The 26,623-nt window shown below is 67.6% G+C and carries 29 protein-coding genes; 12 read left to right on the top strand and 17 right to left on the bottom strand.

From position 1 onward, the window contains the following. Positions 1-15 precede the first annotated feature (15 nt). Positions 16-444: a homoprotocatechuate degradation operon regulator HpaR gene (gene hpaR / locus HMJ39_RS04200; RefSeq protein WP_194296401.1), complete on the top strand. Its 429-nt coding sequence runs from the start codon at positions 16-18 to the stop codon at positions 442-444. On the opposite strand, the gene HMJ39_RS04195 is transcribed toward hpaR, so the two are convergent. The 4 genes from HMJ39_RS04195 to HMJ39_RS04180 are packed head-to-tail and all read right to left on the bottom strand — an operon-like array spanning position 441 to position 3,895. After that, positions 441-1,178: a TerC family protein gene (locus tag HMJ39_RS04195; protein ID WP_161385513.1), complete on the bottom strand. Its 738-nt coding sequence runs from the start codon at positions 1,176-1,178 to the stop codon at positions 441-443. The two genes, hpaR and HMJ39_RS04195, sit on opposite strands and share 4 nt — an antisense overlap. A gap of 3 nt (positions 1,179-1,181) precedes the next feature. Beyond that, positions 1,182-2,699 carry a PH domain-containing protein gene (locus HMJ39_RS04190; RefSeq protein WP_161385514.1) on the bottom strand — a complete coding sequence of 506 codons (1,518 nt, stop codon included), beginning with the start codon at positions 2,697-2,699 and terminating at the stop codon, positions 1,182-1,184. Beyond that, positions 2,689-3,162, bottom strand: coding sequence for a PH domain-containing protein (locus HMJ39_RS04185; RefSeq protein ID WP_161385515.1), 474 nt, complete (start codon positions 3,160-3,162; stop codon positions 2,689-2,691). Before HMJ39_RS04185 ends, HMJ39_RS04190 begins: the two co-directional genes overlap by 11 nt. Positions 3,163-3,208: 46 nt before the next feature. Beyond that, on the bottom strand, positions 3,209-3,895 hold the full coding sequence (locus tag HMJ39_RS04180) for a hypothetical protein (RefSeq protein WP_161385516.1): 687 nt from the start codon (positions 3,893-3,895) through the stop codon (positions 3,209-3,211). A gap of 261 nt (positions 3,896-4,156) precedes the next feature. On the opposite strand from HMJ39_RS04180, the gene acnA reads away from it, so the two are divergent. Both acnA and HMJ39_RS04170 read left to right on the top strand, forming a co-directional pair. Further along, complete coding sequence (acnA, locus tag HMJ39_RS04175; protein ID WP_161385517.1) at positions 4,157-6,904, top strand: aconitate hydratase AcnA; 2,748 nt, start codon at positions 4,157-4,159, stop codon at positions 6,902-6,904. A 300-nt stretch (positions 6,905-7,204) separates the two neighbouring features. Further along, positions 7,205-7,771 carry a hypothetical protein gene (locus HMJ39_RS04170; RefSeq protein WP_194296399.1) on the top strand — a complete coding sequence of 189 codons (567 nt, stop codon included), beginning with the start codon at positions 7,205-7,207 and terminating at the stop codon, positions 7,769-7,771. Here the strand turns inward: HMJ39_RS04170 and HMJ39_RS04165 are convergent. Continuing rightward, complete coding sequence (locus HMJ39_RS04165) at positions 7,753-8,634, bottom strand: LysR substrate-binding domain-containing protein (RefSeq protein ID WP_194296398.1); 882 nt, start codon at positions 8,632-8,634, stop codon at positions 7,753-7,755. The two genes, HMJ39_RS04170 and HMJ39_RS04165, sit on opposite strands and share 19 nt — an antisense overlap. Positions 8,635-8,726: 92 nt before the next feature. Between HMJ39_RS04165 and HMJ39_RS04160 the strand changes: the two genes are divergently transcribed. The 3 genes from HMJ39_RS04160 to HMJ39_RS04150 all read left to right on the top strand — a co-directional run bounded on the left by HMJ39_RS04160 (position 8,727) and on the right by HMJ39_RS04150 (position 10,723). Continuing rightward, positions 8,727-9,749 carry a YeiH family protein gene (locus HMJ39_RS04160; RefSeq protein ID WP_194296397.1) on the top strand — a complete coding sequence of 341 codons (1,023 nt, stop codon included), beginning with the start codon at positions 8,727-8,729 and terminating at the stop codon, positions 9,747-9,749. Positions 9,750-9,860: 111 nt separating this feature from the next. Further along, positions 9,861-10,130, top strand: coding sequence for a hypothetical protein (locus HMJ39_RS04155; protein WP_194296396.1), 270 nt, complete (start codon positions 9,861-9,863; stop codon positions 10,128-10,130). Further along, complete coding sequence (locus tag HMJ39_RS04150) at positions 10,127-10,723, top strand: GNAT family N-acetyltransferase (RefSeq protein WP_194296395.1); 597 nt, start codon at positions 10,127-10,129, stop codon at positions 10,721-10,723. Before HMJ39_RS04155 ends, HMJ39_RS04150 begins: the two co-directional genes overlap by 4 nt. Positions 10,724-10,801: 78 nt before the next feature. On the opposite strand, the gene wrbA is transcribed toward HMJ39_RS04150, so the two are convergent. Beyond that, on the bottom strand, positions 10,802-11,401 hold the full coding sequence (gene wrbA, locus HMJ39_RS04145; RefSeq protein ID WP_194296394.1) for an NAD(P)H:quinone oxidoreductase: 600 nt from the start codon (positions 11,399-11,401) through the stop codon (positions 10,802-10,804). Positions 11,402-11,501: 100 nt separating this feature from the next. Further along, entirely contained in the window at positions 11,502-12,749 is a 1,248-nt protein-coding gene (locus tag HMJ39_RS04140) for an oxygenase MpaB family protein (protein WP_194296393.1), read from the bottom strand. 96 nt (positions 12,750-12,845) lie between these two features. On the opposite strand from HMJ39_RS04140, the gene HMJ39_RS04135 reads away from it, so the two are divergent. From HMJ39_RS04135 to HMJ39_RS04115, 5 genes are all read left to right on the top strand, one after another. Next, a complete protein-coding gene (locus HMJ39_RS04135) occupies positions 12,846-13,454 on the top strand; it encodes a TetR/AcrR family transcriptional regulator (protein WP_194296392.1) in 609 nt (202 codons plus the stop codon). Next, positions 13,451-14,443 carry an AraC family transcriptional regulator gene (locus HMJ39_RS04130; RefSeq protein WP_161385526.1) on the top strand — a complete coding sequence of 331 codons (993 nt, stop codon included), beginning with the start codon at positions 13,451-13,453 and terminating at the stop codon, positions 14,441-14,443. The genes HMJ39_RS04135 and HMJ39_RS04130 overlap by 4 nt, the downstream gene beginning before the upstream one ends. A 98-nt stretch (positions 14,444-14,541) precedes the next feature. Next, positions 14,542-15,420 carry a fatty acid desaturase gene (locus tag HMJ39_RS04125; RefSeq protein WP_194296391.1) on the top strand — a complete coding sequence of 293 codons (879 nt, stop codon included), beginning with the start codon at positions 14,542-14,544 and terminating at the stop codon, positions 15,418-15,420. Further along, positions 15,417-16,202: an SDR family NAD(P)-dependent oxidoreductase gene (locus HMJ39_RS04120; RefSeq protein ID WP_194296390.1), complete on the top strand. Its 786-nt coding sequence runs from the start codon at positions 15,417-15,419 to the stop codon at positions 16,200-16,202. The genes HMJ39_RS04125 and HMJ39_RS04120 overlap by 4 nt, the downstream gene beginning before the upstream one ends. 54 nt (positions 16,203-16,256) lie before the next feature. Further along, entirely contained in the window at positions 16,257-16,994 is a 738-nt protein-coding gene (locus HMJ39_RS04115; RefSeq protein ID WP_161385529.1) for an NYN domain-containing protein, read from the top strand. A gap of 13 nt (positions 16,995-17,007) precedes the next feature. Here HMJ39_RS04115 and HMJ39_RS04110 read toward each other — a convergent pair whose 3' ends face one another. The 10 genes from HMJ39_RS04110 to HMJ39_RS04065 all read right to left on the bottom strand — a co-directional run bounded on the left by HMJ39_RS04110 (position 17,008) and on the right by HMJ39_RS04065 (position 26,194). Continuing rightward, positions 17,008-18,270: a branched-chain amino acid ABC transporter substrate-binding protein gene (locus tag HMJ39_RS04110; RefSeq protein ID WP_194296389.1), complete on the bottom strand. Its 1,263-nt coding sequence runs from the start codon at positions 18,268-18,270 to the stop codon at positions 17,008-17,010. Between the two features lie 119 nt (positions 18,271-18,389). Next, on the bottom strand, positions 18,390-19,697 hold the full coding sequence (locus HMJ39_RS04105; RefSeq protein ID WP_194296388.1) for a TRAP transporter large permease: 1,308 nt from the start codon (positions 19,695-19,697) through the stop codon (positions 18,390-18,392). Continuing rightward, a complete protein-coding gene (locus HMJ39_RS04100) occupies positions 19,694-20,188 on the bottom strand; it encodes a TRAP transporter small permease (RefSeq protein ID WP_161385532.1) in 495 nt (164 codons plus the stop codon). The genes HMJ39_RS04105 and HMJ39_RS04100 overlap by 4 nt, the downstream gene beginning before the upstream one ends. Then, positions 20,188-21,177, bottom strand: coding sequence for a TRAP transporter substrate-binding protein (locus HMJ39_RS04095; protein ID WP_194296387.1), 990 nt, complete (start codon positions 21,175-21,177; stop codon positions 20,188-20,190). Before HMJ39_RS04095 ends, HMJ39_RS04100 begins: the two co-directional genes overlap by 1 nt. A 9-nt stretch (positions 21,178-21,186) precedes the next feature. Continuing rightward, complete coding sequence (locus HMJ39_RS04090) at positions 21,187-22,029, bottom strand: TRAP transporter TatT component family protein (protein ID WP_228462141.1); 843 nt, start codon at positions 22,027-22,029, stop codon at positions 21,187-21,189. A gap of 1 nt (position 22,030) precedes the next feature. Further along, positions 22,031-22,882 (bottom strand): rhomboid family intramembrane serine protease, encoded by an 852-nt coding sequence (locus HMJ39_RS04085; RefSeq protein WP_161385534.1) that lies wholly within the window; start codon positions 22,880-22,882, stop codon positions 22,031-22,033. A gap of 9 nt (positions 22,883-22,891) precedes the next feature. After that, positions 22,892-23,860 carry an aminopeptidase gene (locus HMJ39_RS04080; protein ID WP_228462156.1) on the bottom strand — a complete coding sequence of 323 codons (969 nt, stop codon included), beginning with the start codon at positions 23,858-23,860 and terminating at the stop codon, positions 22,892-22,894. 118 nt (positions 23,861-23,978) lie between these two features. After that, on the bottom strand, positions 23,979-24,545 hold the full coding sequence (gene efpL / locus HMJ39_RS04075; protein ID WP_194296385.1) for an elongation factor P-like protein EfpL: 567 nt from the start codon (positions 24,543-24,545) through the stop codon (positions 23,979-23,981). A gap of 51 nt (positions 24,546-24,596) precedes the next feature. After that, positions 24,597-25,364 carry a lysophospholipid acyltransferase family protein gene (locus tag HMJ39_RS04070; protein ID WP_161385537.1) on the bottom strand — a complete coding sequence of 256 codons (768 nt, stop codon included), beginning with the start codon at positions 25,362-25,364 and terminating at the stop codon, positions 24,597-24,599. Continuing rightward, the gene (locus tag HMJ39_RS04065) at positions 25,361-26,194 is read right to left on the bottom strand and encodes a GNAT family N-acetyltransferase (protein ID WP_194296384.1); all 834 of its coding nucleotides are present in this window, start codon (positions 26,192-26,194) and stop codon (positions 25,361-25,363) included. The genes HMJ39_RS04070 and HMJ39_RS04065 overlap by 4 nt, the downstream gene beginning before the upstream one ends. Positions 26,195-26,307: 113 nt before the next feature. On the opposite strand from HMJ39_RS04065, the gene HMJ39_RS04060 reads away from it, so the two are divergent. Next, positions 26,308-26,616: a CDGSH iron-sulfur domain-containing protein gene (locus tag HMJ39_RS04060; protein WP_194296383.1), complete on the top strand. Its 309-nt coding sequence runs from the start codon at positions 26,308-26,310 to the stop codon at positions 26,614-26,616. Positions 26,617-26,623: the final 7 nt, after the last annotated feature.

Genomic DNA, 26,623 nt, shown 5'->3' with positions numbered 1-26,623 from the left:
GAGCACTCCCACCGCATGGCCAAACCCACGCCTTCTTTGACCGTGGCCCTGCTTCAGGCCCGCGAGGCCGCCATGGGCTTTTTCCGCCCGCTGCTCAATGAGCATGGCCTCACCGAACAGCAATGGCGGGTGATCCGCATCCTCAAGGAAGTCCCGGAGCATCAACTGGAAAGCCGGGACCTGGCGGAAATCGCCTGCATCCTGCGGCCCAGTCTCACCGGCGTGCTGGTGCGCCTGGAAAAAACCGGCTATGTGAAACGCTGGAAGCCGGCCAATGACCAGCGCCGGCTGTGCGTATCGCTCACCGAGGAAGGCCACCGCCTGTTCGATGCCATGAGCGGCGACATGCACAAGCAATACCGCCGCATCAAACGCCAGCTCGGCGCCGACAACTACAAGACCCTGATGGCGCTGCTCGACCAGCTGCAGCGCGTGGAGCCCTAGGGCTCCACGGCGGCCGCCTTGCGCTTGGCGCGCACGCGCAGGTTGAGCATTTCCACGCCGAAGCTGAACGCCATGGCGAAGTAGATGTAGCCCTTGGGAATGTGGAATTCCAGGCCATCGGCGATCAGCGCCGTGCCCACCAGCACCAGGAATGACAGCGCCAGCATCTTCAGGGTCGGGTGCTCGGTGATGAAACGCCCGATGGCGTTGGCGAACACCATCATGAAGCCCACCGCGATGATCACCGCGATCACCATCACTTCCAGATGGTTGGCCATGCCCACGGCGGTGATCACCGAATCCAGCGAGAACACCATGTCCAGCACCGCGATCTGGATCAGGATCGCCATGAAGGAGGCCCCGGCCTTGGGCTTGGCCAGTTGGGGCGCCTCGTCGGCGTCCTCGATGGAATGGTGGATTTCCAGCACCGACTTGGCGAGCAGGAACAACCCGCCCAGGATCAGCACCAGATCGCGCCCGGAGATGCCCTGGCCGAGCACCGTGAACAGATCGGCGGTGAGTTTGGTGAGCCAGGCCAGCGACGCCAGCAGCAGCAGCCGCATCACCATGGCCATGGACAGGCCGATAAAGCGCGCCTTGGGGCGCTGCTTCTCCGGCAGCCGGTCCACCAGGATGGACAGGAAGATGATGTTGTCGATGCCCAGCACGATCTCCAGGGCGGTCAGGGTGGCCAGGGCGATCCACGCCTCCGGCGAAGCGATCCATTCCAGCATGGTTTACTCCAAAAGCGACCCGGCGAGCCGGGCGGCGACGTCGCGGTCCAGGTAGGCCAGCCGCACCCGGCGCTTGGCCAGGCCGCCGCCGGCGGTGTCGATTTCCAACTCGGTCATGCGGTAGCGCCGGTCGAAGGGATTGCGGGCCAGGCGCACGGTTTGAATGCGATTGCGCGGCACCACCGCCAGCCGGCGCCACAGCCAGCCCCGGTGGAACAGCAGCAGGTCCGGGGTCAGCGCCCAGCGCGTGTAGCGGGCGTACAGGTGGCCGTGCAGCAGCGCCACCGGCAGGCCGGCGGGCAGCACCGCCAGCCCCGGCCAGCCCCACCACCACAGCGCCGGCGGCAGGCTCAGCAGCGCCCAACACCACAGCCACAGGCGGGTGAGGCGCCGGCGGGTGCGCGCCGACAGCGGCCGCCAGTCCGGGTCGGCGCGGTCCAGGCCCGGCAGCGCCCGGTCGATCAGGGCGTCCACCTGGTCCGGCCGGCAGATCGGCGCCAGGGGCCGGGCGCCGCCACTCTGGCCGGGCTCCGCGGCGCCGCCGGCCAGATCCGCCTGCAAGGCCACCCGCCGGAACAGCCGGTGCAGCGGCGTGGCCAGTCGGTGCACCACCTGGATGCGCGGCACCCGCACGGTTACCACCCGGCGGGTGAACAGGCCGTGGCGGGCGCGCAGGTCGTCGCCGTTCCGCTCCAGGGTGTAATCGTGGTACTGCACCAGGGCGGTGATCACCGACAGCAGCTTGGCCACCACCAGCACGCCGACCACGGTGGCCAGCACCAGAACGATCTTGAGCGCCAGGCCCAGCTGGCTCACGTAGGCCACGCCGGCGTCACGCAACGCCGGCCCCAGTACCCGCTCCAGGGTTTCCACGCCCACCACCTGGAACAGCGAACCGATCACCGCGCCGAGCCAGAACAGGTTGCGGTTGTCGATCAGCCCCATCAGGATCAGTTCGCCGGCGGGCAGCCGCAGCAGGGGCTCCGGGGCGCTGTTGTCGGGCGCCCCGCCGGCGGCGCCCGCCGCCACCGGCTCCCGGGTGGCGTCCTCGCCGCCGTTGTCGCCGCGCAGCGCCCGGCGGCGGGCGAACACCGCCTCGCTCAGGGCCTCCGCGCCGGCCACGGACAGCACCCGGATGGTGGCTTCCGCGCCGCCGCCGCTGGAGGTCTCCACCTTGACGTCGGCGACGCCCAACAGGCGGTGCAACAGGGTGCGCTCGGTGTCGATGTTCTCGATGCGCCGGTAGTCGATCTGGCGCAGGTTGCGGAACACCAGCCCCTCGCGAATCAGCAGCCCCTCGGGGCCGTAATCGTAGCGGTATACCCACTGGTGCCAGAGCCCGGCCAGGGGGCCGAGCAGCACCAGCGGCACCAGCATCCAGAGCGCGCCGCCGCGCTCCGCGCCCAGGGCGGCGGCGATGGCCAGGGGAATCATGGCGCCCAGGCCGCCGGCCAGGTGGAATACCCAGCTCAGCGGGTGAAGACGGCGTTCCGGAACCGGGTGGCCGTTTTCATACCGCATCGCCGTCGCCCTCGCGGAGAAGTCGCTCGCGCAGCGCCAGCGCGGTGTCGTGGTCGAGGCCCGGCAGGGTGGTCACGGTGAAGCGGCTGCCGGCGGTATACAGACGCAGGGTGGCGACGCCGAAGGCGCGCTGCAAAGGCCCCTGGCTGACATCGGAATGCTGAATCCGGACCCGCGGCACGGTGATGCGATGGCGCCACAGCAGGCCCCGCTCCACGCTCAGGCCGCGTTCATCCAGACAGTAGCGCAGGCGCCGGTACCAGGCCGCCGGCCCCCACCAGCCCAGGCCCGCCAGCACCAGCAGCGCCAGCCCCCAGACACCCAGCGCCGGAAGGGCCAGGGCGCCGCCGGCCAGCAGCGGCGCGAACACCGCCACCAGCCCCAGCAGCAGGACGGCGACGCCGACCAGTGTCTGCACCCGCCATACCGCGACGGTGCCCGGATGCACGGCCTCGAAGCGCATGGTTGTTCCCCCCCTGATCCGCGAAACCCCCATTACAACGGATTCCTCAATGCCGGGCCAACTGTTCCTTGCGCAGTTCCTCCATCAGGTCCCGCAGTTGGCGGCGTTGGCGACGGCCGGCCAGCCGCTTGCTGTCCCAGCTGGCCGGCACCAGCAGGTGCCCCCGATCGGTTTCGCGGATCAGGAAGCGCCGCTCCACGCCGATCGGCAGATCGTCGGAGCCGTAGATCGCCACCACCTGGATAGTGAGGGCCTCGGGCCGCACGGTGCGCTCGTCGCCGTCGTCCGCTTCCAGGGACAGGCCCTGGGCCCGGCAGACCCGCTCGATGACGCCGTCGAAGGCGCCGATATGCAGAAATTCGCCGGGTGCCAGCGGCCCCTGGCGGGTACTGTCGCGCAGCGAATCCGGCGCCGTGCCATGCTGCTGCTCGCGGTCCTCGTCGCCCTGTTCGTAGTCCTGCTCCAGCTCGGTGACGTCGGCGCGGAACACGCCCCGGTCGGTTTCCAGGCGCGCCACGATGTGCTCCACGAACACCGATTCGGCGCTCATGTTACTGATCAGGCACAGGGCGTTGACGCTGCGGTGCTTGCCCCGGTTGATGACGATGCGCGGCCGCCGCTGGCGCCGGTAGCTCTGGTACAGCAGCTGGGCGTAGACCAGCCAGATCAGCAGGGTGCCGAAGCTGATCAATACGCTCAGTACTTTCTGGTGTTGTGAAATCCAGTCCAACATGGGTTCCCTCCTCGCTGTTTGCGCGCAGCCTAACGCGCCCCGGCGCCGGCCTTTGCGAAAAGGTGTAAAACCCGACCCCGGCGGCGATCCCCACCACCGCCGCCCCGGGGCCCGCGCCGCCCGGGCCCGGGCATCGTCCCGGCCCATCGCGGCGATAGCCGGCGCCGGCGCCCGGGTTGGTTCATGTGCCCGCCATAAGGGCGTACTATCATGGAGTTACAACCCCCCAAGCGAACGACTCGCCAACTAAGGAGGTGCGCAGTGACACGGATTGGCCAGGACACCCTGAACAGCGCCAAGACCCTGGATGTCGGCGGCAAGACCTATCATTACTATGATCTCAACGCCGTCGCCGACAAGGGCTGGGGTGATCTCAGCAAGCTTCCCTTTACCCTCAAGGTTCTTCTCGAAAACCTGCTCCGCCACGAAGACGGCGACACCGTCACCGCCGAAGACATCGAGGCGCTGGTGCGATGGCCCGAGAAGCGCGCCTCCGACCGGGAGATCAACTACCGCCCGGCCCGCGTGCTGATGCAGGACTTCACCGGCGTGCCCGGCGTGGTGGATCTGGCGGCCATGCGTGACGCCATCGCCAAGGCCGGCGGCGACCCGGACCGCATCAACCCGCTGGCACCGGTGGATCTGGTCATCGACCACTCGGTGATGGTGGACAAGTTCGGCAACCCCCAGGCGTTCGAGCAGAACGTGGAGAAGGAATACGAGCGCAACAAGGAACGCTACCAGTTCCTGCGCTGGGGTCAGAAAGCCTTCGATAACTTCCGCGTGGTGCCGCCGGGCACCGGCATCTGCCACCAGGTGAACCTGGAGTATCTGGGCCGTGGCGTCTGGTCCAGCGACGCCGACGGCAAGACCTTCGCCTACCCGGACACCCTGGTGGGCACCGACTCCCACACCACCATGATCAACGGCCTGGGCGTGCTCGGCTGGGGCGTGGGCGGCATCGAGGCGGAAGCGGCCATGCTCGGCCAGCCGGTGGCGATGCTGATCCCGGAAGTGGTGGGCTTCAAGATGACCGGCAAGCTCCGCGAGGGCGTCACCGCCACCGACCTGGTGCTCACCGTCACCGAGATGCTGCGCCAGCGCGGCGTGGTCGGCAAATTCGTCGAATTCTTCGGCGAGGGCCTGGCGGATCTGAGCCTGGCGGACCGCGCCACCATGGGCAACATGTCCCCGGAATTCGGCTCCACCTGCGCCTTCTTCCCCATCGACGAGCGCACCATCGAATACCTGGAACTCACCGGCCGGCCCAAGCAGGACATCGAGCTGGTGGAAGCCTACTGCAAGCAGCAGGGTCTGTGGCGTTACGACGACACCCCGGAGCCGGAATTCAGTGACACCCTGGAGCTGGATCTCAGCCAGGTGGTGCCCAGCCTGGCCGGCCCGAAACGGCCCCAGGACCGGGTGCCGCTCACCGGCATCAAGCAGACCATCACCGACATCATCACCGAGCAGCTCGGCAAGGACGACGCCGAAGTGGCCAAGCTCGAGGGCGAAGGCGGCCAGACCGCGGTGGGCAACCACGAACCGAGCTCCGGCGTGGAAGTGACCATGGACGGCCAGACCTTCCACCTGGACCACGGCGACGTGGTGATCGCCGCCATCACCTCCTGCACCAACACCTCCAACCCCAGCGTCATGCTGGCCGCCGGCCTGATGGCCAAGAAGGCGGTGGAGAAGGGGCTGAACCGCAAGCCCTGGGTGAAAACCTCCCTGGCGCCGGGCTCCAAGGTGGTCACCGACTACCTGGCCAAGGCCGGCCTGCAGGAGTACCTGGACCAGATCGGCTACGACCTGGTGGGCTATGGTTGCACCACCTGCATCGGTAACTCCGGCCCGCTGCCCGACGAAATCGACAAGGCCATCGCCGAGGGCGACCTCACCGTGGCCTCGGTGCTGTCCGGCAACCGCAACTTCGAGGGCCGGATTCACCAGAGCGTGCGCACCAACTGGCTGGCCTCGCCGCCGCTGGTGGTGGCCTTCGCCCTGGCCGGCACCGTGCGCATCAACATGGACAAGGACCCGATCGGCCACGACAAGGACGGCAACGAGGTCTACCTGAAGGATCTGTGGCCCTCCAGCAAGGAAATCCAGGACGCCATGGTGGCGGTGAACACGGAAATGTTCAGCAAGGAATACGCCAGCGTGTTCGACGGCGACGAAACCTGGAAGAGCCTGCCGATTCCGGAGTCCAAGACCTATGAATGGAATCCGAAATCCACCTACATCCAGAACCCGCCGTTCTTCGACGGGCTCACCGAGAAGGTGGACGACGTGCAGCCGGTGAAGAGCGCGCGCATCCTGGCGATGCTGGGCGATTCCATCACCACCGACCACATCTCGCCGGCCGGCGCCATCAAGGCGGACAGCCCCGCCGGGCATTACCTGCAGGGCCACGACGTGGAGCCCATCGACTTCAACTCCTACGGCTCCCGGCGCGGCAACCACGAGGTGATGATGCGCGGCACCTTCGCCAACATCCGCATCCGCAACGAGATGACGCCGGACATCGAGGGCGGCTACACCAAGCATCTGCCCGGCGGCGAGGAAATGCCCATCTACGGCGCCGCCATGCGCTATCAGAAGGACGGCATTCCCACCGTGGTGGTGGCCGGCAAGGAATACGGCACCGGCTCCAGCCGTGACTGGGCCGCCAAGGGCACCCGCCTGCTGGGCGTGCGCGCGGTGATCGCGGAAAGCTACGAGCGCATTCACCGCTCCAACCTGATCGGCATGGGCGTGCTGCCGCTGCAGTTCCCGGAAGGCACCACCCGCAAGACCCTGAACCTGGACGGCAGCGAGGAAGTGGACATCCCCAACCTGGGCAACGACCTCAAACCCAGCCAGGAAATCGAAGTGGTGTTCCGCAAGGAAGGCGGCAAGGAAGAGCGGGTGAACTGCATCAGCCGGCTCGATACCGGCGCCGAGGTCACCTACTACAAGAACGGCGGCATCCTCCACTATGTGCTGCGGCAGATGATGAAGGGCTGACGTTCGCCCGCCGTTTCCATCCTTCCCACCGACAAGGGGCGCTCCGGCGCCCCCTTTTTATTCGCCCCCGTTTTATCTCCCTCACGCCCCTTTGCGTATACGGCAGGAATATTGCCGTCCTGACGAATTTGTTTGGTGGTCGCGACGACTTTTAAGGACGCTCAGGGATGGGACCCGCCGACGCTCTCCCTGTAAAGAAAGAGCAGGAACGCTCTTTTCGGGGTTAGCTCTGCATTAATGGCACTGATTTCCAATATTGCGGGAAAGCAATAAAAAATGTCGAGGACGGAAGTCAGCATCATGAATCACCCCGTAAAAAGAGCGCCCCGTGTGCACTCCTTTTTGTACATCTATCGCAATCACACCGGCGAGTTCTGGTGGTGCGCGGTGCCCTGGCTGGACGGCCACGGACGCCGCCGGCAACGGCGCCGCTCGTTCCGCGACCGCCGCTACGGCAGCAAGGCGGCGGCCCTGGAACAGGCCCGCCAATGGCGCGACCAGGCCATCGACGACCCGGCGGTGCGCGCCGCCATGGGCGACCGCCGCCCGCTGATGCTCTACGCCCAGAACAAGGACGAGGCCCCGGACCGGACGGATCAACGCAACCCCTTCGGTCTGGTGGGGGTCACCGTGACCTTCCGCGAGAAACCCCTGGGCGGCAACTTCTCGGTCACCGCCAACCGGGGCCGCAAGCGCTGGTTCTCGATGCGCCGTTACGGCGGTTTCGGCGCTTTCAAACGGGCGGTGGTGCAACGCTGCCAGTGGGTGGGCGCGCCGGTCCCCGAGGACGACGAGTTGCGTCAACGCTACGACCGTTGGGCAAACCGCAACCGGGACCTGCTGCGCCGTTACGGGCTCGACCCCTGACCCCCGCCCTCCAGCAACAACGCCTCCAGCGCCCGCTCACCTTCCCCCGGCGGGCGCTGACGATGGCGCAGCAGGTACAGAGGCCGGCGCAGGGACTCGCCGTCCCCGGGCACCGCAACCAGACGGCCGTCTTGCAAAGCGCGGGCGGCGGCCAGCCGGCTCACGTAGCCGACGCCGGCTCCGGCCAGCAGCGCCTGGCGAACCGCCTCGCCGGCGCCCAGCTGCAACAGACGCTCCGCCGGCGGAAAGGCTTCCCCCAGCCGCGCCTCGATCACCGCCCGGGTACCGGACCCGGGCTCGCGCATCACCCAGGGCCAGCCCGAGGGGTCCGGGCCCAGGCTGGCCGCCAGGGCCGGCGCCGCCACCCGCACCAGGGTATCGTCCCGCCAGTGCCGCACCGCCAGCAGAGGGTGGGACACCGGCCCTTCCACCAGGGCCAGTTCGGTTTCCAGGGCCAGCAGCCGGGCCACGGCGGTGCGCGTGTTGACCACGTCCAGGCGCACCCGCGCCGCCGGATGGCGCGCCCGGAAGGCGGCCAGCAGCGGCGGCAGATAGTAATTGCCCAGGGTGTGGGTGGCCGCCAGTTCCACTTCCAGGCGGGGCGTCTGGAACAGGCGCTCACAGCGTTCCACCTGCTCCAGCAGGGCACGGGCCTCGGGCAGCAACCGGCGGCCCGCCCCGTTCAGATGCAGGCCCCGGCCCACCCGGTCGAACAGACGCTCGCCGAGCCGGTCCTCCAGTTGCGCCAGCCCCTGGCTGACCGCCGGCTGGGTCAGGGCCACCCGGCGTGCGGCGGCGGCCACGCTGCCGGTCTCGGCCACCGCCAGGAACAGGCGCCATTGGCGCAGAGTGGTGTCATTCATAATTTTATTTTAGTTATATCTTTATAATAATTAAATATATTTAACCCCGCGCCCTTGCCATAGTGGCTCCGAATTCATCACGGAGCCCGACCATGTTCACCCAGGTTCTCCCCCGCCCTTCCGAATGGCCCTTTGTGTTGCTGGTGGTGGCCTGCGGGCTGGCCGGCATGGGCCTGGCCAGCACGCCCCTGGCCCACGCCTGGGGCCTGGGCGCCCTGGCCCTGGCTCTGCTCATCGGCTTGCTGGTGACCCAGCCGCTGCCGGCGGCCTGGCGGGAGCGGGCCGCGCCCAGCCTGAACCTGTTCAAGGGCCCGGTGCTGAAAACCGCCATCGTGCTCTACGGCCTGCGCATTCCCCTGGATGCCGTGGCCGGGCTGGGGGTCGGCGTGCTGGTGCTGGACGCGGTGCAGGTCCTGGCCAGCCTGCTGCTGGCCGCCTGGCTGGGGCCGGTGCTGTTCCGCATGCCGCGCAACGCCGCTCTGCTGATCGGCGCCGGCAACGGCATTTGCGGCGCCGCCGCGGTGCTCGCCGCCGAGCCGTTGCTGCGCGGCCGGGACCGGGACGGCGCCATGGCGGTGGCGGCGGTGGTGGTGTTCGGCACCCTGAACATGCTGCTGCTGCCGGTGATGTTCCATCGCTGGCCCGGCCTGTTCGGCGATCCGGCGGACTACGCCCTGTTCACCGGCGCCACCGTCCAGGAGGTCGCCCAGGTGCTGGTGGCCGCCCAGGCCATGTCGCCGGCGCTGGTGGACACCGCCCTGCTGGTGAAGATGGCGCGGGTGATGATGCTGGCCCCGGTGCTGATGGGGCTGGCGCTGCTGGCGCGCGGCGGCGACGGCGGCACTGCCGGGCGCCGCTTGCCGGTGCCGCCGTTCGCGTTGCTGTTCGCCCTGGCCATGGCCGTGAACGGCCTGGGGCTGCTGCCGGATGGCCCGCGCCCGGCCCTGGCCGGCGCGGATGACCTGCTGCTTACGCTGGCCATGGCCGCCCTGGGCCTGAGCACCCACCTGGGCCTGCTGCGCCAGGCCGGCTGGCGCCCGCTGGCGCTGGGCGCGCTGCTCTGGGCCCTGCTGCTGGCGGTGGCCGGCGCCGCCCTGATTTCCGGTCTGGCGTGATCGCCCTCGATATAGGTAGGACATGCCTGACTCGCGCCCGGCGACCGGCGGCACTGTCGCGGCACCCAACCTCTGCTAGACTCGGTGTTTTGGCTGCGGGGGAAATTTTCCATGCGTTTGCTCTGGCCATTGCTGCTGATCGCCCTGGCCGCGCCCGCCGTGGGCGCCGAATCCCGGGACGATGACGCCGCCCGGGCGGCGGCGGAGGAAGCCGGCGACGCGGCGCGGCGCGAACGGGCGGAACTGCGCGACCGGGCCGAGGCGCTGCGCGAACAGCAGGCCACCACCGAAACCCTGCTGAAAAAGCAGGAGGATTATCTGCGCGCCCTGGAGCGCCAGGTGGAAGCGCTTAAACAGCAACAGCAGCGGGACGGCTCATGATCCGCGCCCTGTGGCGATGGCTCACCAACGCCGGCCGGGAGACGCCTCCGGCCCCGGCGGCCCCGCCCGCCGAGCCCGCCAGCACGGCGCCGGCGCCGGACGCCACCGATACCCCGGCCCTGCCCGGCCTGCCCTTCCTGATCCGCCCCTTCGAACCGCATGACGGCCCCGCCCTGACGGCGGTGTTCCAGGCCGCCGTGCACACCACCGCCACCGACCACTACGACGCCGACCAGCGCGCCGCCTGGGCCGCCGGCGCCGACGCGCCCGGCTTCCAGGCGGCGCTGGCGGACGGGCTGACCATGGTGGCGGAATGGGACGGACGGCCCGCCGCCTTCGCGCAGTTGGTGGAGCGGCGCGTCACCTTCGTCTACGTGCATCCGGACGCCGCCCGCCTGGGCATCGCCACCCTGCTCTACCACCACCTGGAAGACGAAGCCCGGATTCAGGGCCTCGATGAACTGGTCACCGAGGCCAGTCTGGTGGCGCGGGATTTCTTCGCGTTTCTGGGCTTCGAGGTGGACGGCGAGGAGAGCGTGCAACGGCAAGGCGTCTCCTTGCCCCGCACGCGCATGCGCAAGCGCCTGGCCTGAAACAAAAAAAACCGCCCGGGGGAGGGCGGCATAAGGGGGTAAGAATCAGCGCTATGAGTTCTTACACGAGAGGAAATCTCAGAGTTTGACGGTCAGCTTGGCCACCTGCTCGCCCTGATAACGGGCCAGGATCAGTTCCTTGTCGCTGGGCTGGCGGCTGCCGTCCGGGCCGGCCAGGGTGCCGGAGCCGTAGGGGGAGGCGCCATGGGCTTCGCTGATGTCGGTCTGCTCCTGGCCCGGGTCCGCGTAACCCAGGGGCACCAGGACGAAACCGTGGTGGGCCAGGGTCAGCCAGGTGGAAATAATGGTGGTTTCCTTGCCGCCGCCGGTGCCGGTGGAGGTGAACACGCTGGCCACCTTGCCGGCCAGGGCGCCCTGGGCCCACAGGCCGCCGGTCTGATCCCAGAAGGTACGCATCTGCCCGCTCATGTTGCCGAAGCGGGTGGGCGTGCCAACGATCACGGCGTCGTAATCCTTGAGTTCCCCGGGGCTTGCCTCCGGGGCTTTCTGATCGGTCTTGCCACCGGCCGCCTTGAAAGCGTCCTCGGGCATGGTTTCCGGTACCCGCTTGATGGTCACTTCCACGCCGCCCACGCCGCGCGCCCCTTCGGCCACGGCGTCCGCCAGTGACTCAATGTGTCCGTACATGGAGTAATACAGCACCAGAATCCGTTTCATCGCTCTTCACCTTATCCGTTTCCGCGAATGAGATTAAAACTGTACCCATAAAGCGGATGTGAAGGGACGAGGGTGAGAAGAACGAATTGATCGGATTTTTTTATAGGTCCGCCCGCACCAGGCCGGGATCGCCCTCGGCGAACAGGTGCCGCAGGGCCGCGTTCTGCACCCGCCGGCCGTGGCGCTGCTGCCAGCCGCGCAGGCCCGGCAGGTAACGCAGGGCCACGTGACCGGCGAAACGCGGCACCAGGGTGGCGAGCGGAAACCAGGGGCCGATGTCGTCCGGCAGACCCAGCTGGCGCATTTTCTCCCGGTTCAGGAAGTACCGGGTGACACTGAGGTGGCGGCGGTAGGCCCAGCGCCGACGCACCCCCGCCAGACGGCGGAAGGACTGGGAAAGCGGCTCCCGGGACAGGGCCCGGCCCAGTTCCTGGCTGGTCCAGTCCGGGCGGCTCTGGGTCATCATGGCGTGGTGCAGCAGCACGATGCCGTCCCGTTCCCGCTCCACCAGCCAGCGTTCGTCCACGCCCATCAGCCAGCCGGCGTACTTCCACAGATGCATCACCGCCCGGGACTCCCGCGCCGTCACCGGAATGCCCATCTTGCGCAGGCCGCCCAGCATCACCACGCAGAAGCCCAGATAGGTGGCGGCCATGTCCACCTGGTTGAGCGGCAACCCCCAGCGGGCGTGATCCCATTCCTCCCGGCGATCCAGGTTACGCCGCACCAGGCCATGCACCATGCGCACATGCAGGGTGCCCCGGTAGCCCTCCCCGCCGGGCAGCAGCCCGCCTTCCTCGGTGCAATCGATCCACCACTTGCCGGTTTCCGCCACCCGCCGGGCGGTGCCCTGGCTGAGCGCGCCGGTCAGCACCAGGGACTGGTTGAAGCCGGACAGCAAATAGCCGCCCATCAGCGCCAGATCCCGCAGCACATAGGGGGCCGCCATGCCCGTGGACTGAATGAAGCGGGCGCCCTCGTCCACCAGGGCCGGATCCAGCCAGGCCGGCGCCGCCACCTGGTCCATGAACGCCCGCAGCGGCGCCGGGCATTCCGGCACCGCGTCCACGCCCTCGCGCACCGCGGTCTCGAACAGGGGCCGCGCCCGGGCCGGGCCATACTCGTACATCCAGTCGATCAGGGCGTCCATGGCCGGGTCGCCCACCCACAGATCGTCCAGCGCCGCCTGGTATTCATCGCGGCTGGGCGCCAGCTCCCGGCCCAGCAGCCGCCGTAGCCAGGCCGGCGTGGGGGTGGCGGTCTTCTCGAACGGCCGCGCCCGGGTGGGGGCGGCGGACGTGTTGGCGGATGTGGTAGCGGAAGGGGTCGAGGGGGCCGGTGCGTTCATGGTGCTCTCCTGATGGTGCGCTCCTGAAAGGGGCTTGCTCAGGATCGGACAGTAATGCGAATATCTATTCGCATTCAATTCGCGTTTCGAGGCGTCATGCGGAAACAACCAAGGCAAAAACGGTCCCGGGAGATGGTGAAGGCCCTGGTGGAGGCCACCGGCCTGTGTATCCAGCGCCACGGCCTGGACGACACCACCACGGCGCGCATCGCCGAACAGGCCGGCGTCAGCGTGGGCTCGCTGTATCAGTACTTCGGCGACAAGGACGCCCTGATCGAGGCGCTCATGGACCGCCTGGCGGAGGACATCGCCGGCGGTTTGCGGCGGCTGCCGCTGATGGCGGTCACCGATCTCAACGAGATGGTGCATCGCTCGATCCGCTTCGGCTTCTCGGTGCTGCGCTCCCGGGACGGCCTCTACCTGGAGCTGGTGCGCAACTGGCACCGGCTGCCCACCAACCGCATGGTGGATTTGCTGCAGCAGCACTTCATGGAGCTGTCGCGGCTGTATTTTCTGCGCCACTATCGGGACTACCCGATCCGGAACCTGGAAGTGCGCGTGTTCATCGTCACCAACAGCGTGTTGTTCACCATGGTGCGCCATGTCAGCCAGGGCGACCTCATCGACGAGGAGGAACTGGCCCGGGAGCTGACCCGCATGGTGGCCGGCTACCTGGCCGAGCCACCGGAGGAAGCGCCGCCGTGAGCCCGGACCTGGCCCTGACCTACTGCCGCATGATCGCGCAGACCCTGGAGGCGGACGGCGCCGACCAGGCCGCCCTGCTGGAAGGCACCGGCATCGACGCCGCCACCCTGGCGCGCGGCGAGGGCTTCATCGACTGGCCCGGCGCCCGGCGGCTGATCGCCAACGCCATGGCTCTGTCGCCCCGGCCGGACCTGGCCCTGCGCACCGGCCTGCGCGCGCTGCCCGCCATGCATGGCCCCATGGGCATGGCGGCCATGGCCAGCGCCACCCTGCGCGACGCCATGGTGCTGTTCGCGCGCTTCAACAACACCCGCACCCGGGTGTTCACCACCCATCTGGAGGAAGACCGGGACGCCATCACCCTGCGCCTGGATTTCATCGAGCCCCGGGACTACGCGGTGCGGTTTCTCACCGAATCGGCCCTGGCCTCCGCGTTCGCCTGCCACATCGTGCTGCGCGGCCGCCCCATCGAGGACGGCGCCGTGCATTTCAACTACCCGCCCCCGGAGCACGCCGCCCTGTACCGGGAAGCCTTCGCCGGCATCCGGGTGGAATTCAACGCCCCCCAGGTGGCCCTCACCCTGCCCGCCCACTACGGCGACGAGCCGGTGCCCAGCCACGACCGGGAGCTGCTGTGGATGGCGGTGCGCCAGTGCGAGGCCCGCCAGGAGGCCCTGCGCCGCCACGGCTCGCTCAGCGACCAGGTGCTGGCGCGTCTGCGCGGCGAGCCGGAGCCGGGCCTGGAGGCGGTGGCCGAGGCCCTGCACATCAGCCCGCGCACCCTGATCCGCCGACTCAAGGCCGAGGGCACCCGCTTCCAGGCCCTGCGCGACCGCACCCGGGCGCGGCGCGCCGCCGAGCTACTGGGCCTGCCCCACTACACCGTGGCGGCGGTGGCCCGGGAGCTGGGCTACACCGACGTGGCCAGCTTCCGGCGTGCCTTCCGCCGCTGGTACGGCACCCGCCCCAGCGACTTCCGGCGCCCCTGAACCTGTCACTTTTTATCCCCCTGTTGGCAATTTCCACGTCTGCCCGTCGGCAGCGTCCTGGTAAACACTGTGTGCACGTAACGAGGCGGAGACCCGTGATGCACAGCGACGCGACCGAGACCCTGGAGAAACAAAAGCTGGCCCGGCTGAGGGTATCGCCCACCCTGGCCTGGCCCACGGTGGCGATTCTGATCGGCAGCGTGGCCACCATCGCCGCCAGTTGGGTGCTGACCATGAACCATCTGTGGCCGCTCTGGGTGGGCATGGTGGTCAACGGCGTGGCCGGCTATGCCCTGTTCACCCCGGCCCACGAGGCGATTCACCGCTGCGCCGCGCGCAGCCCGAAAATGAACGATTTCCTGCTGGCGGCGGCCACCTTCGTGGCTGTGCCCTTCGGCCGCGGCCGGCTGTTCCGGCTGCTGCACATGCGCCACCACCGGTTCGCCAACGAGGAAAACGACCCGGACCACTGGATGGCCCGCAGCCTGTGGACCATGCCGCTGTGGGGCCTGTGGCCGTATTTCTACGTGCTCTACTTCCTGCGCGACCCGAGCCGGGTGCCGGGCCTGAAGGTCTCCGAGGTGGTGCGGGAAATGCTGGTGGCCGGCGCCATCATCGCCGCGCTCTGGGTATGGGCGCCGTTCTACATGCTCACGCTGTGGCTGATCCCCACCTATCTGGCGTTCTTCCTGATGTGCCTGGTGTTCATGGTGCTGCCCCATTACCCGCACACCGGCCGCCAGGACCGGGACCCGAACCGCACCGCCCTGATGCGCATGGGCCAGGAATGGTGGCTCACGCCGGTGCTGATGTATCAGAACTACCACCTGATGCACCACCTCTACCCGACCATTCCCTTCTACCGCTACGGCAAGGCCTGGAGGGCCCGCGAGGCACACCATCGCGCGCACTCCAGCGACATGATCATCGGCCCCTTCAATCTGGGCCCACAAACCCGGGGAGCCGCGAACCCATGACCGGAACCGTTCTGATCACCGGCGCCGCCGGCGGCATCGGCCAGGAATTGACGCGCCTGTTCGCCGCCGACGGCTACCGGGTGCTGGCCTTCGACCTGCGCGGCGACGCCCTGGAAGCCCTCGGCGAGGACCTGCCCGACGGCTGCGATTACCGGCCGGTGGCCATGGACCTGTCCGAGCCGGACGCCGCCGTGCGGGTGGCGGACTGGCTCGACCGGCACGGCCTGCCGGTGGACGTGCTGGTCAACAACGTGGGCTTCGGCCTGTTCGGCGAGCACGTGGAGCAGGACGCGACGCGGGTGGGCAAGATGCTGGCGGTGAACAACCAGCTGCTCGCCCAGCTCTGCCTGCTGGTCGGCAAGCGCATGAAGGACGCCGGCGGCGGCCGCATTCTCAACATCGGCTCCCTGGCCGGCTTCTGCCCGATGACCTATTTCGCCGCCTACAGCGCCAGCAAGGCCTTCGTGATCAACTTCAGCGCCTCCCTGGGCGAGGAACTCAAACCCCACGGCGTGCGGGTCACCTGCTATTGCCCCACCACCACCCGCACCGGCTTCCTGGACACGGCGCAAAGCCGGCACGCCTCTTCCCAGGGCATCACCCGCTTCGTCACCGAGCGCGTGGACGGCCCCGCCGAGGTGGCCCGGGGCGCCTGGCGGGCCCTGCACGCCGGCAAGCGCCTTGCCCTGCCCGGCTGGTCGATCACCGCCCAGAGCGTGGCCATCCGCATGTTGCCGCTGCGGTTCATGGCCTGGTTCGTGCGCCGCAAGGCGGAGGCCTGATCACACCGCCAATGCCTGATAAAGTAGGCCGGATTCGAACGCAAGGAACCGGCCATGGCCAACAACACCGACCTGCCCAACCATCTGGCGGTCCTGATCGACGCCGACAACACCCCGCCGGCCATCGTCGAGGGGCTGTTCGAGGAAATCGCCAAGTACGGCACCGCCAGCGTCAAACGCATCTATGGCGACTGGACCAAGCCCAACCTGGGCGGCTGGAAGAAAGTGCTGCTGGATTACTCCATCCAGCCGGTGCAGCAGTTCGCCTATACCACCGGCAAGAACGCCACCGACAGCTCGCTGATCATCGACGCCATGGACCTGCTTTACACCCGGGACCTGGACGGCTTCTGCCTGGTCAGCAGCGACAGTGACTTCACCCGCCTGGCGGCGCGCCTGCGCGAGGCCGGCCTGACCGTGTACGGTTTCGGCGAACAGAAAACGCCCAAACCCCTGGTGGCCGCCTGCGACAAGTTCATCTACACGGAGATCCTGCGCGACGATCAGGATGACGCCGACGCCGGCAAGGCCGCCAAGGCGGCCCAGGAGCGCACCGCCGGCAACACGCCGCCGATCAAGTTCATCGCCCGGGTGATCGACGACATCTCCGGGGAAGACAATTTCGCCCACCTGGGCGCCCTGGGGCAGAACCTGAACAAGCGCCGCCCGGAGTTCGATACCCGGCTGTACGGCTTCAAGAAACTGAGCGACCTGCTGGCCGCCCAGAAGAAGCATTTCGAGCTCAGGAAAGGCGAGAACGGCGGGCTCTGGGTGCGCAACAAAGGCGAGTGAGCCCGGCCCCGGTTCAATCCCGGGACGGGCGGCGCATCCGGCAGGTGCTGGGCATGGCCACGTCCTCGGCGGCAATGCGCGCCACCTTGGCGAAGTTGTAATCGGTGCCCTCGGCACCGTAAGGCATGTCGCCCTTCATCACCGAGAGCACCATGGGCTGCTGCACCTGGTGGTCCTTTTTACGCATGGTGTAGGTGCCGGTGTCCATGTCCACGGACATTCCCTCCATGGCGAAGGCGATCTCCACCGGGTCCACGCTGCCGGCCTGGTCGGCGGCTTTCTTGAGCATTTCCATCATCGTGGTCAGGCGCGGATAGAACAGGAAGTAATCCCAATCCGTTTGCTGGTACATCTCCTTCTGACGCTGCCCGATTTCCGGGTCATCGGTATCGCCGTAATAGGCGTAGATTTGATAAATCCTGTCCACGCCACGGTCCCCGACCTGGGTCACGGTGCCGGGGCTGCCGGCGTAGTAGGTCAGGAAGGGCGCGTCGACACCGAAGTCCGCCAGCGTCTTCGCCAGCAGGACCATGTCCTGGCCCCAGTTCCCGCTGATGATGGCGTCCGCGCCGGACGCCTTGATCTTGGAGACGTAGGGGGTGAAGTCCTTGACCTTGGCCAGCGGGTGGAAGTCATTGCCCACGATCTCGATGTCCGGGCGCTTTTCCTTCAGCATTTCCCGCGCCATGGACGACACCGAATGGCCAAAACTGTAGTCCTGGTTGATCAGATACACCTTCTTGATGTCCTTCTGACCCTGGATCCAGTTGGTCAGAGCGTTCATCTTCATGTCCGCGCCGGCATCGAAACGGAAATGCCAGAACGAACAGCGCTCGTTGGTCAGCACCGGATCCACCGCGCCGTGGTTGAGATAAAGCATCTCCTCACCGGGATTGCGGCGGTTGTGTTTATCGATCGCCGAGATCAGCGCCGACCCCACCGAGGAACCGTTGCCCTGCACGATATAACGGACGCCGTCGTCCGCCGCCTTTTGCAATTGCACCAGGCTTTCCTGGGGGCTGACCTTATTATCCAACCCGATAATGCGGAACGGATGGCCATTCATGCCGCCATCGGCGTTCAGGCGCTCCGCCTCGAATTTCATGTGGGCGACCAGCGGCAGCCCCACACCGGCCATGGGGCCGGTCAGCGGATCGATAATGGCGATGGTGACCGGGTCCTTGTCGGCGGGCGCGGCGTGACCTGAAGCGATAAACAAAAACGAAAGGAAAATAGCGGTGACCGTGGCTTTCCACGGTGTTTTCTCCACGAACATGGTTCTCTCCCGGGTTGTTATATTATTGATAGAAACCACATACCCTGGAGTATGTGCACAGGAGAAACGCCCTGTCCAGTAACGGAATCGCGGTTGAAGCGGCGATTGGGCGGCGGGTTCTAACGCACCAGCCAGAGGCTGAGAGAAGGAATATAGGTGATCGCCAGCAGCGCCACGATCAGCACCAGCATGAAGGGAATGGTGGCCGCGAACAGCTCGGTGATGGACTTGCGGAACCGGTAGCTGGCGATGAACAGGTTCATGCCCACCGGCGGCGTGATGTAGCCGATCTGCATATTGGCCACGAAGATGATGCCCAGGTGCACCGGATCGATGCCGTAGCGCAGCGCCACCGGCAGAATCAGCGGCACCATGATCACCAGGGCGGCGAAGATATCCAGCATGGCGCCCAGCACCAGCAGCAGGATGTTAAGCAGGATCAGAAAGGCGATCTTGCCCTGCACATGGGTCTGGATGAACTGGAACAACTGCTCGGGCACTTCCGCGTACACCAGGTAATCGGCGAACGCCTGGGCCACCGCCAGGATCAGCAGGATGCCGCCCACCATCACCATGGCTTCCCGGGTAATACCCGGCAGCCGCCGCAGGGGAATTTCCCGGTACAGCCACACTTCCGCGATCAGCACGTAAAGCGCGGTCACCGCCGCCGCCTCGCTGACCACCAGCACGCCGGAGAACACCCCGCCCAGCACCACCAGCGGCAACGGCAGCTCCCAGCGGGCGTCCCACAGGGCGGCGCGCAGCTCGCGGCCGCTGAACGCCTGGCGCGGCACCGCGGTGGCGCCTTCGGCACCGCCGCCCCGGGTGGCCCACAGGCAATACAGATACAGCAGCACCACCATCAGCAGGGCCGGACCGACGCCGGCCAGGTACAGATCGACGATCTCCACGGGCGGCATGGCCAGCTGCTGGGAGAGCTGCTGGGCGATGATGCCGTAGATCAGCAACGGCACCGAGGGCACCAGCAGCAGCCCCAGGCTGCCGGAGGACGTCACCAGCCCCAGGCTGAAGCGTTCCGGGTAGCCGGCCTTCACCAGCGCCGGCAGCAGCAAGGCACCCAGGGCCACGATGGTCACCCCGGAGCCGCCGGTAAGCGCGGTGAAGAAGGCGCAGGCGATCAGCGCCACGAACGCCATGCCGCCGGGCATCCAGCCGAAGGCGGCCTGGCTGAGGCGCATCAGCCGATCGGCGGTGCGCGATTCGCTGAGCAGGAAGCCGGCGAAGGTGAACAACGGCAGTGCCATCAGCACCACGGAATCCGCCAGCTGGTAGATGTCGATGTGCAGCACCGCCAGCGGCGAGCCCAGGGCGAAAAAGCCCAGGGCGGCGGCGCCCAGCAACACCGCGAACAGGGGCGCGCCGAGCAGCGCCAGCAGAATCAGGATCAGGGCACCGGCGAGGATCATGCCACCGGCCCCCGCATGCTCGGCCGGCGGCCCACCAGGCCCAGGCTGAACAGAATCACATAGCGCAGCGCCATCACCGAGAAGCCCAACGGAATCACCGCCTGCAGCAGCCAGCTGGGAATGCCGGCGAAGGCGGCGCCGCCGAACTGGCGTTCCTCGATCACGAAACCGAGCCCGTACCAGGCGGTGAGCAGGCAGATGCCGGCGGTGAACAGGTCCACCAGGCCGGTGATCCAGGGCAGAACGCGCTCGGGCAGAAAGTTGGCGGCCAGGTCGATGCGGATGTGCTCATCCTTGCGCGAGGCGATCATGGCGCCCAGCAGGCCGATCCACAGCACCGCGTTGCGCAGCAACGGGTCCGCCCACACCAAGCTGGTGCCGGCCAGGTTGCGCAACACGATCTGCGCCACCGCCAGCGCCACCATCATCAGCACCACGAAGACGATCAGGCCGTCCTCGAAGCGGTGGATCCAGCCCAGCAAACGCCGCATCAGGAACCGCTGTTCCGATAGGCCTCGAGAATGGCATGCAGCCGGTCGAGCATGTCCTGGCTGAGCTGGCCATCCTCCACCAGCTTCTGGGTGGCCTTGTCGGCGTAGCGCTTCCACTCCGCGCGCTGCTCATCGCTGGGCGACACCAGCTCCAGGCCCTGGTTCCGCACCGCCTTGAAGGCCGCCTTGTTCTGCTCGCGGCTGTCCTCGTCGATGCCGTCGAAGGCGTTCTCCAGCACCCGGCGCACCACCTGCTGGTCGGCCTCGGAGAGGCGGTCGAAATGGCGCTTCTGGATCGCCAGCAGGCCATAGGTATACAGCAGCGGCAGATCGGTGATGTAGTCCACCCGGGAATACCACTGCAGGGTCAGGGCGGCCACCGGCGGCGCCGCGTAGGCGTCGATGGCGCCGGTCTGCAGGGAGGTCAGCACGCTGCCGATGTTGAGCACGATGGGGGAAAGATCCAGGGTGTCGGCGGCGTTGGCCGAGGCGCTGTCGCCGGAGGGCAGCCACAGCTTGCGGGCGCGCAGGTCGTCCAGGCCGCGCACCGGCTTGCCGGACATGATGTAGGCGAAGCCGCCGTCCACCAGCCCGAAGCTCACCCAGCCGTTCTCCTCCAGGCCCTGCTTGATCAGCGGGTCCAGTTTTTCCCGGGCGGCGTCCACCTCGGCGTAATCGTTGAACGTCAGCGGCACGTTGAGAATCTGGCTGTCCCGGTAGTAGCGGGCGAAGGCGCCGCCCTGGGCCATCTGGCCGTGCAGCTGGCCGACGCGGATCTTGCGCTGCACCGCCTGGTCGTCGCCCATCACGCCACCGGGGTAGATTTTCAGCGATACCCGCCCGTCGGTCTCCTGCTCGATGGTGTCGCCGGCCTGTTTGAGCGCCTTGACCACGGCGGTGCCGTCCGGGTAGAGCGTGGAAATCTTCAGGGTGGTGGCGAGGGCCAGCATCGGCATCAGGGCCAGCAAGGCCACGGCGGTTCTCAACATCATTGTCTCCTAGAAATACTCGTCGGCGCTGTCCAGCAGCCGGCGCGCCTCGCGCTTGGCGTAGGCATTCTGCAAGGTGAGGTCGGGCACGTCCACGTCGGCGTCGAGCACCTTCCTGAGTTGCTGGTCGTGGAGTTCGCGGTCGAACACCAGGCGCGCGTAGTGCTCGGCATAGAGCACCCGGGCCATCAGGTTGTCGCCGCCGGAAAGCTCGACGGCGCGCAGAAAGTGCTCCCGGGCCTGCTCCGGCTGGCCGCCCAGGCTGGCCGGCAGCAGGCTGTTGAGCACGCCCAGGTACATGTGCGCCTGGCCGTGCTGATAGCCTTCGTCCAGGGCCACCACCCGCTCCATCAGCAGCCGTACCCGGGACAGCTCGGCCACCGCGTTCCAGTCGTCGGAGTGGGTCTGGATGTAGCCCGCCCAGGCACCACCCAGGGTGAACAGGGCCGGCACGTCGTCCCGGTCCGCCCGCGCCAGCAGCGCTTCCAGGGCGGGCACCTCCATCTCGCGGACCGAACAGTAGGCGTCGTCGTGGGCGCAGGCGGCGCGCAGGCCGTAATCCAGGGCCCGGGCATTGAGGCGGGCGGCCCGTTCCGGGTCATCCACGAACAGGCCGGCGTAGGCGCCGTAGAGATCGGCGCCGGTGGCGAGCAGGGATTCGCGTTCCGGCCAGTTGACGATCAGGCCGTCGATCATCAGCAGATAGCTGGGCAGGCCCGCCTCCACCGTGGCCAGGTCGCCGTTCTGACGCACCCCCTTGCCCAGGCTGTCTCCCACCCGGGCCAGACCGCAGCCCTGCAGGGCAAGGATCAGGCCGGCCAGCGCCGCGATGGCGATTGTCCGTTGCTTCAAACTACTCTCCCTTCGTTCCGCCGCGATAATAGCGCATGCGCCGGTACAAACCGACCAGCACGCCGAGCGCGCCGCCGCTGAGCAAACCGGTCAGGTGGGCGGTGTTGGCGACCACGCCGGACAGGCCCACATAGCAGATCACCAGCCAGACCAGCATCAATACCACAATCTCCTTGCGCAATTGATACCCGGCCGCCGGGTTCACCTTGCCATACAGCCACAGATACCCCAGCAGGCCGTACACCACGCCGGACATACCGCCGAAGCGCGGGCCGGTGTCCAGGTACTGGGCGAAGTTCGACACCGAGGCCACCACCAGGGTGATCCACAGCAGCTGCAGGCTGGACTGGAAGCGCTCGATCAGGCGCCCCAGGTCGCACCACCACAGCAGGTTGAAGATGATGTGCAGCACCGAGAAGTGCAGCAGCATGGGGGTGAGCAGCCGCCAGGGCTGGGCCACCAGCCCCTGCACCGTGTCCGGAAACATCAGCGCCTCGTAGAGCGCCGGGCCCATCACATAGGGAGAAAGAAAGATCAGCGCGCAGGCGACCAGACCGGTGCGGGTCACCGGCCCCAGGCTGGCGAACCAGCCGCCGGAGAACACCCGCTCCCGGGGCAGGCCGGTGACCGGTTCGCTGGCCTGCCAGGCATCGTCCTGCCACTTGCCGGCCAGCGGGTTGTGGAGGAATTCCCGGGCCAGTTCACGGGCCTCGTCCTGGCGAGCGGCGTCCGCCAGGAACAGGGTGTAGTGGCCGTCCCGTTCCTCGGTGCGGGTGTCGATGCCGCGCCGCGCCAGCAGATCGGCCAGCCGTTTGGCCAGGGAGGCGTTGTTGATACGAACCAGTTCCAGCATTCCCGTCCTCTAATCCAGGTCGTCGGCCAGTGCTTCCACCCGCCGCCAGAAGCAGGGCCACTGCCCGCCGCAGCTTAGCAGTATTTTCTGGAAGTCCCCCACCCGGCCGTAATAATCATGGACCCCGTTAAGGCGGGCATTGTTCAGCGTGCCCTCGAAGAAGCCGGCGTAGGCCTCCAGGCCGGGCACCGCCTCGGCGCGGGCGCGGAAGGCCTGGCGCAGCGCCTCGATCAGGGCCGCCTTTTGCTCGCCCATGGCCTCCGGCGGCAGGTCCCCGGCGTACAGGGTCGCCAGCTTGTCGCGGGTGTCGCCCACCAGGTCCAGGAAAGCGTCGCGGGCCTGGTCCCGGCGCCGCCAGCGATCCAGGTCCACGGCCAGATCGTGGTGGGCCAGGTAACGTAGGGTGCCCTCCCGGGCGACCATGGTGGCCAGGGATTCGTTGAAGCGGGTGTGGTCGGCGATGTAAAGGCGCCGGTGCACCAGCTCGTGGATCAGCAGCTCCACCAGCGCCGGGCCGGAGCGGTCGATCATGGGCGTGGTCAGGGGATCGTCGAACCAGCCCAGAGTGGAATAGGCGATAGCGCCGCCCACGTAGGTGTCCCAGCCCTCGGCGGCCAGCTTGTCCGCCTGCTCGCGGGCCGCCGCCTCCTGGAAATAGCCCCGGTAGCTCAGGCAACCCACGAACAGGAAGCACCAGGTCTTGGGCTGGAAGGAAAAGCGCGGCGCGGCCATCACGTTCCACGCCACGGCGTCCCGGTCCAGGTGCACGTAGCCGCGGTAAACGCCTTCGGCGGGCAGCGCCAGGTCCCGCTCGGCGAAGCCCAGCACGTCCTCGGCCAGGGCCAGTTGGCGGCGTACCGGGTCCGGGGTGTCCGGGTTGGCGAGCACCCGCTCCACCGGCTCGCGCTGGTGCATCAGGCTGAAGTGGCCCTTCATGGCCTGACCGTAGTAACCCAGCTGACAGCCGGATAAAAGCAATAGCAAGTTGCAAGTTAAAAGTTGCAAGGCCCAACCTCTGACCCAGCCCCGAATAGGCTGGCCAGCCGTCGAAGGCGAGGTCTTTGCAACTTGCAACTTGCAACTTGCCATCCTTTCTTCAAGCACGGGACATGAATTTCCGTTCCGCGGTGTTGACGCGCACCTTCTCGCCCTCCTGCAGATATTCCGGGACCTGCACCACCAGGCCGGTTTCCAGGGTGGCGGGCTTGGTGCGGGCGCTGGCGGAGGCCGCCTTCATGGCGGGCGCGGTCTCGGTGATGGTGAGCACCACGGAGGCGGGCAGCTCCAGGCCGATCAGCGCCTCACCCACACGCAGGGCCAGCAGGCCCTCGCCGTCCTCGGTGATGAAGGCCAGTTCGTCGGCGATGTCCTCGCCCTTGATCGGGTACTGGGAGAAATCCTCGTCGTCCATGAACACATAGTCGTCGCCGTCCAGGTAGGAAAAATGCACCGGCCGGCGCACCAGCGACACCGTGGGCACGTCGTCGTCGCCCTTGAAACGGTCCTCGAACTTGGAGCCGCCACCCACCTGCTGCGCGCGCACCCGGTAAAGGGTGGCGGCGCCCCGGGCGGAGGGGGACTGGACGTCGATCTGGCGAATCACGAACAAACCGCCGTTGTGCTCGATCACATCGGCTTTTTTCAATTCACTGGCGCGGGTCACGGGCCTTCCTCGTGGTGGACGAAACGGAGGCCATGGTAGCAAAAAAACGAATCAGCCAAGAGACGCGATGATCTGTTCGCGGGCCAGGCGGGCCCGTTCACGGGGCTCGGCGGCGGGCACCGGCGGGCCGAAGGTCAGGTCCACGACGATGCGTTCACGGCCCAGCAGCCGCCACAGATGATGGTGCAGCTCGTCGTCGTCGATGAACGCCAGGCTCCGGTCCACCTGGCCGGCGGCGTCCCGGTAACGCACCGCCACGGTTTGCACCGGGGCGTCCTCGGCGGCGGCGAACAACTGCGGGAAGAAGCGGCGCACCGCGGTGCCGTCCGTGGTGGTGCCCTCCGGAAACACCAGGATGCCGCGCCCCAGGGCCAGGTGCTCGCGGATCTCGCCGGCCTTGGCCCGGGATTCGCCGGCGCCCCGGCGGATGAACAGGGTGCCCACCGAACGCGCCAGCCAGCCGATCACCGGCCACCGCGCCACCTCCGCCTTGGACAGAAAATGACAGGGCCGCGCCGCCGCGATCACCGGAATATCCAGCCAGGAGACATGGTTGGCCACCAGGAACACGGGGCCGCCGCGCAGCGCGCCGTGCACGCGCAGCTCCACGCCCATGATCGCCAGCAGCCGCAGGCACCAGCGCTGCTTGGCGAGCAGGATTTCCGGCCGGTGCGGGTCCCGGGCGGCGCGCCGCCAGGCCGCCTCCGCCACGCCGGCGATGAGATGGCCGATGATGCGCAAGGCCCGCCACAGACGGCGGGCCAGAATCAGCGGCCGGGGCCTCGCCTCGGCGTCCAGGGACCAATCCCGTTCATTCATACCATCGCTACCGCGCGCTCGGTCGCCCCGGCCTGGCCGGGCTGCAGGAAGTGCTGCACATAGCGGGCCGGCAGGCGGTCCACCTCCATCAGAATAAAGTAATCCAGACAATTGAATTCCGGATCCCAGCAGGGTTCGCCACACACCCGGGCGCCCATGCGCAAATAGGCCTTGAGCAACGGCGGCATCTTCACCTTGGACACCAGCGCGTCGCCGGGCACCGGCGACAGCCGGCAGCGGGGCGTCACACGCAGACCCGCCGGCGCCAGATGGCCCTCGCGGATACGCTGATCGATGGCCGCCACGTTGTAGCCCTCGCCGAGGGCCACGCTGGCGCAGCCGATCAGGTAGCGCACGTCGTTCTCAAGCATATACTGGGCCAACCTTGCCCAGAGTACCGTGATCACGGCACCGCCGCGATGGGCCGGATGAATACAGGTGCGGCCGATTTCCGCCACCCCGCCGCGCAGGGTGTCCACCAGGGGCATGTGGAACTCGCCGGAGGAATAGAAACCGCCGGTGCGCGCCACCCGGTCGCCGGGCAGCACCCGGGTGTAGCCCACCAGCTCGCCGGTGCGGTTATCGCGCACCACCAGGTGCAGGCAATGGCGGTCGAAGCGGTCCCGGTCCAGGCCGAACGGCGCGCTGAAGCTGGCGCCGTATTCCTCCGAGAAAATCCGGTAACGCAACCGTTGCACCTTGAGGATCTCCCGTCGTGACCGGGTGAAATAGGCACTGAAACGGTTCCCGCCGTCCAGGTCCTTGGGCCGGGTTTTGGGGCGGAACGGCGGACGCAGGGCTTTGATCCTTCCAGCGGCTTGCGCAAGCATAACGAGCTCCCAACATTATTTTCCGGCCAGTCTGGAAGCCCCCGATTGCCGTGCCGTGACAAAAACATGACCATCCCGCGACAGCCGGCGCGGTGGAGAAAAAAGGAAGACGCATGCGTGATAAACAGGCGGCGGAGCCGCGCTATCCCCAACCGGTCCGGATGCGGCCCGGCGAGACCCGCTACTGGTGCGCCTGCGGGCACAGCGATGCGGCGCCTTTCTGCACCGACCAGGGCTGCGCGCCCGGTGAGAGGGTGCCCTATACGGCGGGGAAGGAGGAGATCGTGCTGTTCTGCGGCTGCGGCGCCACCAGCCGGCCGCCGCACTGCGACGGCGCCCATGTCGGCCTGAAAAAGCGCACACCCTGGTGGCGACGCTGGCGCAAAACCGCCCCGGATAATAATCAGGAAAAACCCGATTAAAATCCGG

Source organism: Alloalcanivorax profundimaris, assembly GCF_015265435.1.
Classification (GTDB): Bacteria; Pseudomonadota; Gammaproteobacteria; order Pseudomonadales; family Alcanivoracaceae; genus Alloalcanivorax; species Alloalcanivorax profundimaris.
The sequence above is the reverse complement of the archived record's forward strand: the minus strand, read 5'-3'. Positions and strand labels throughout refer to the sequence as shown.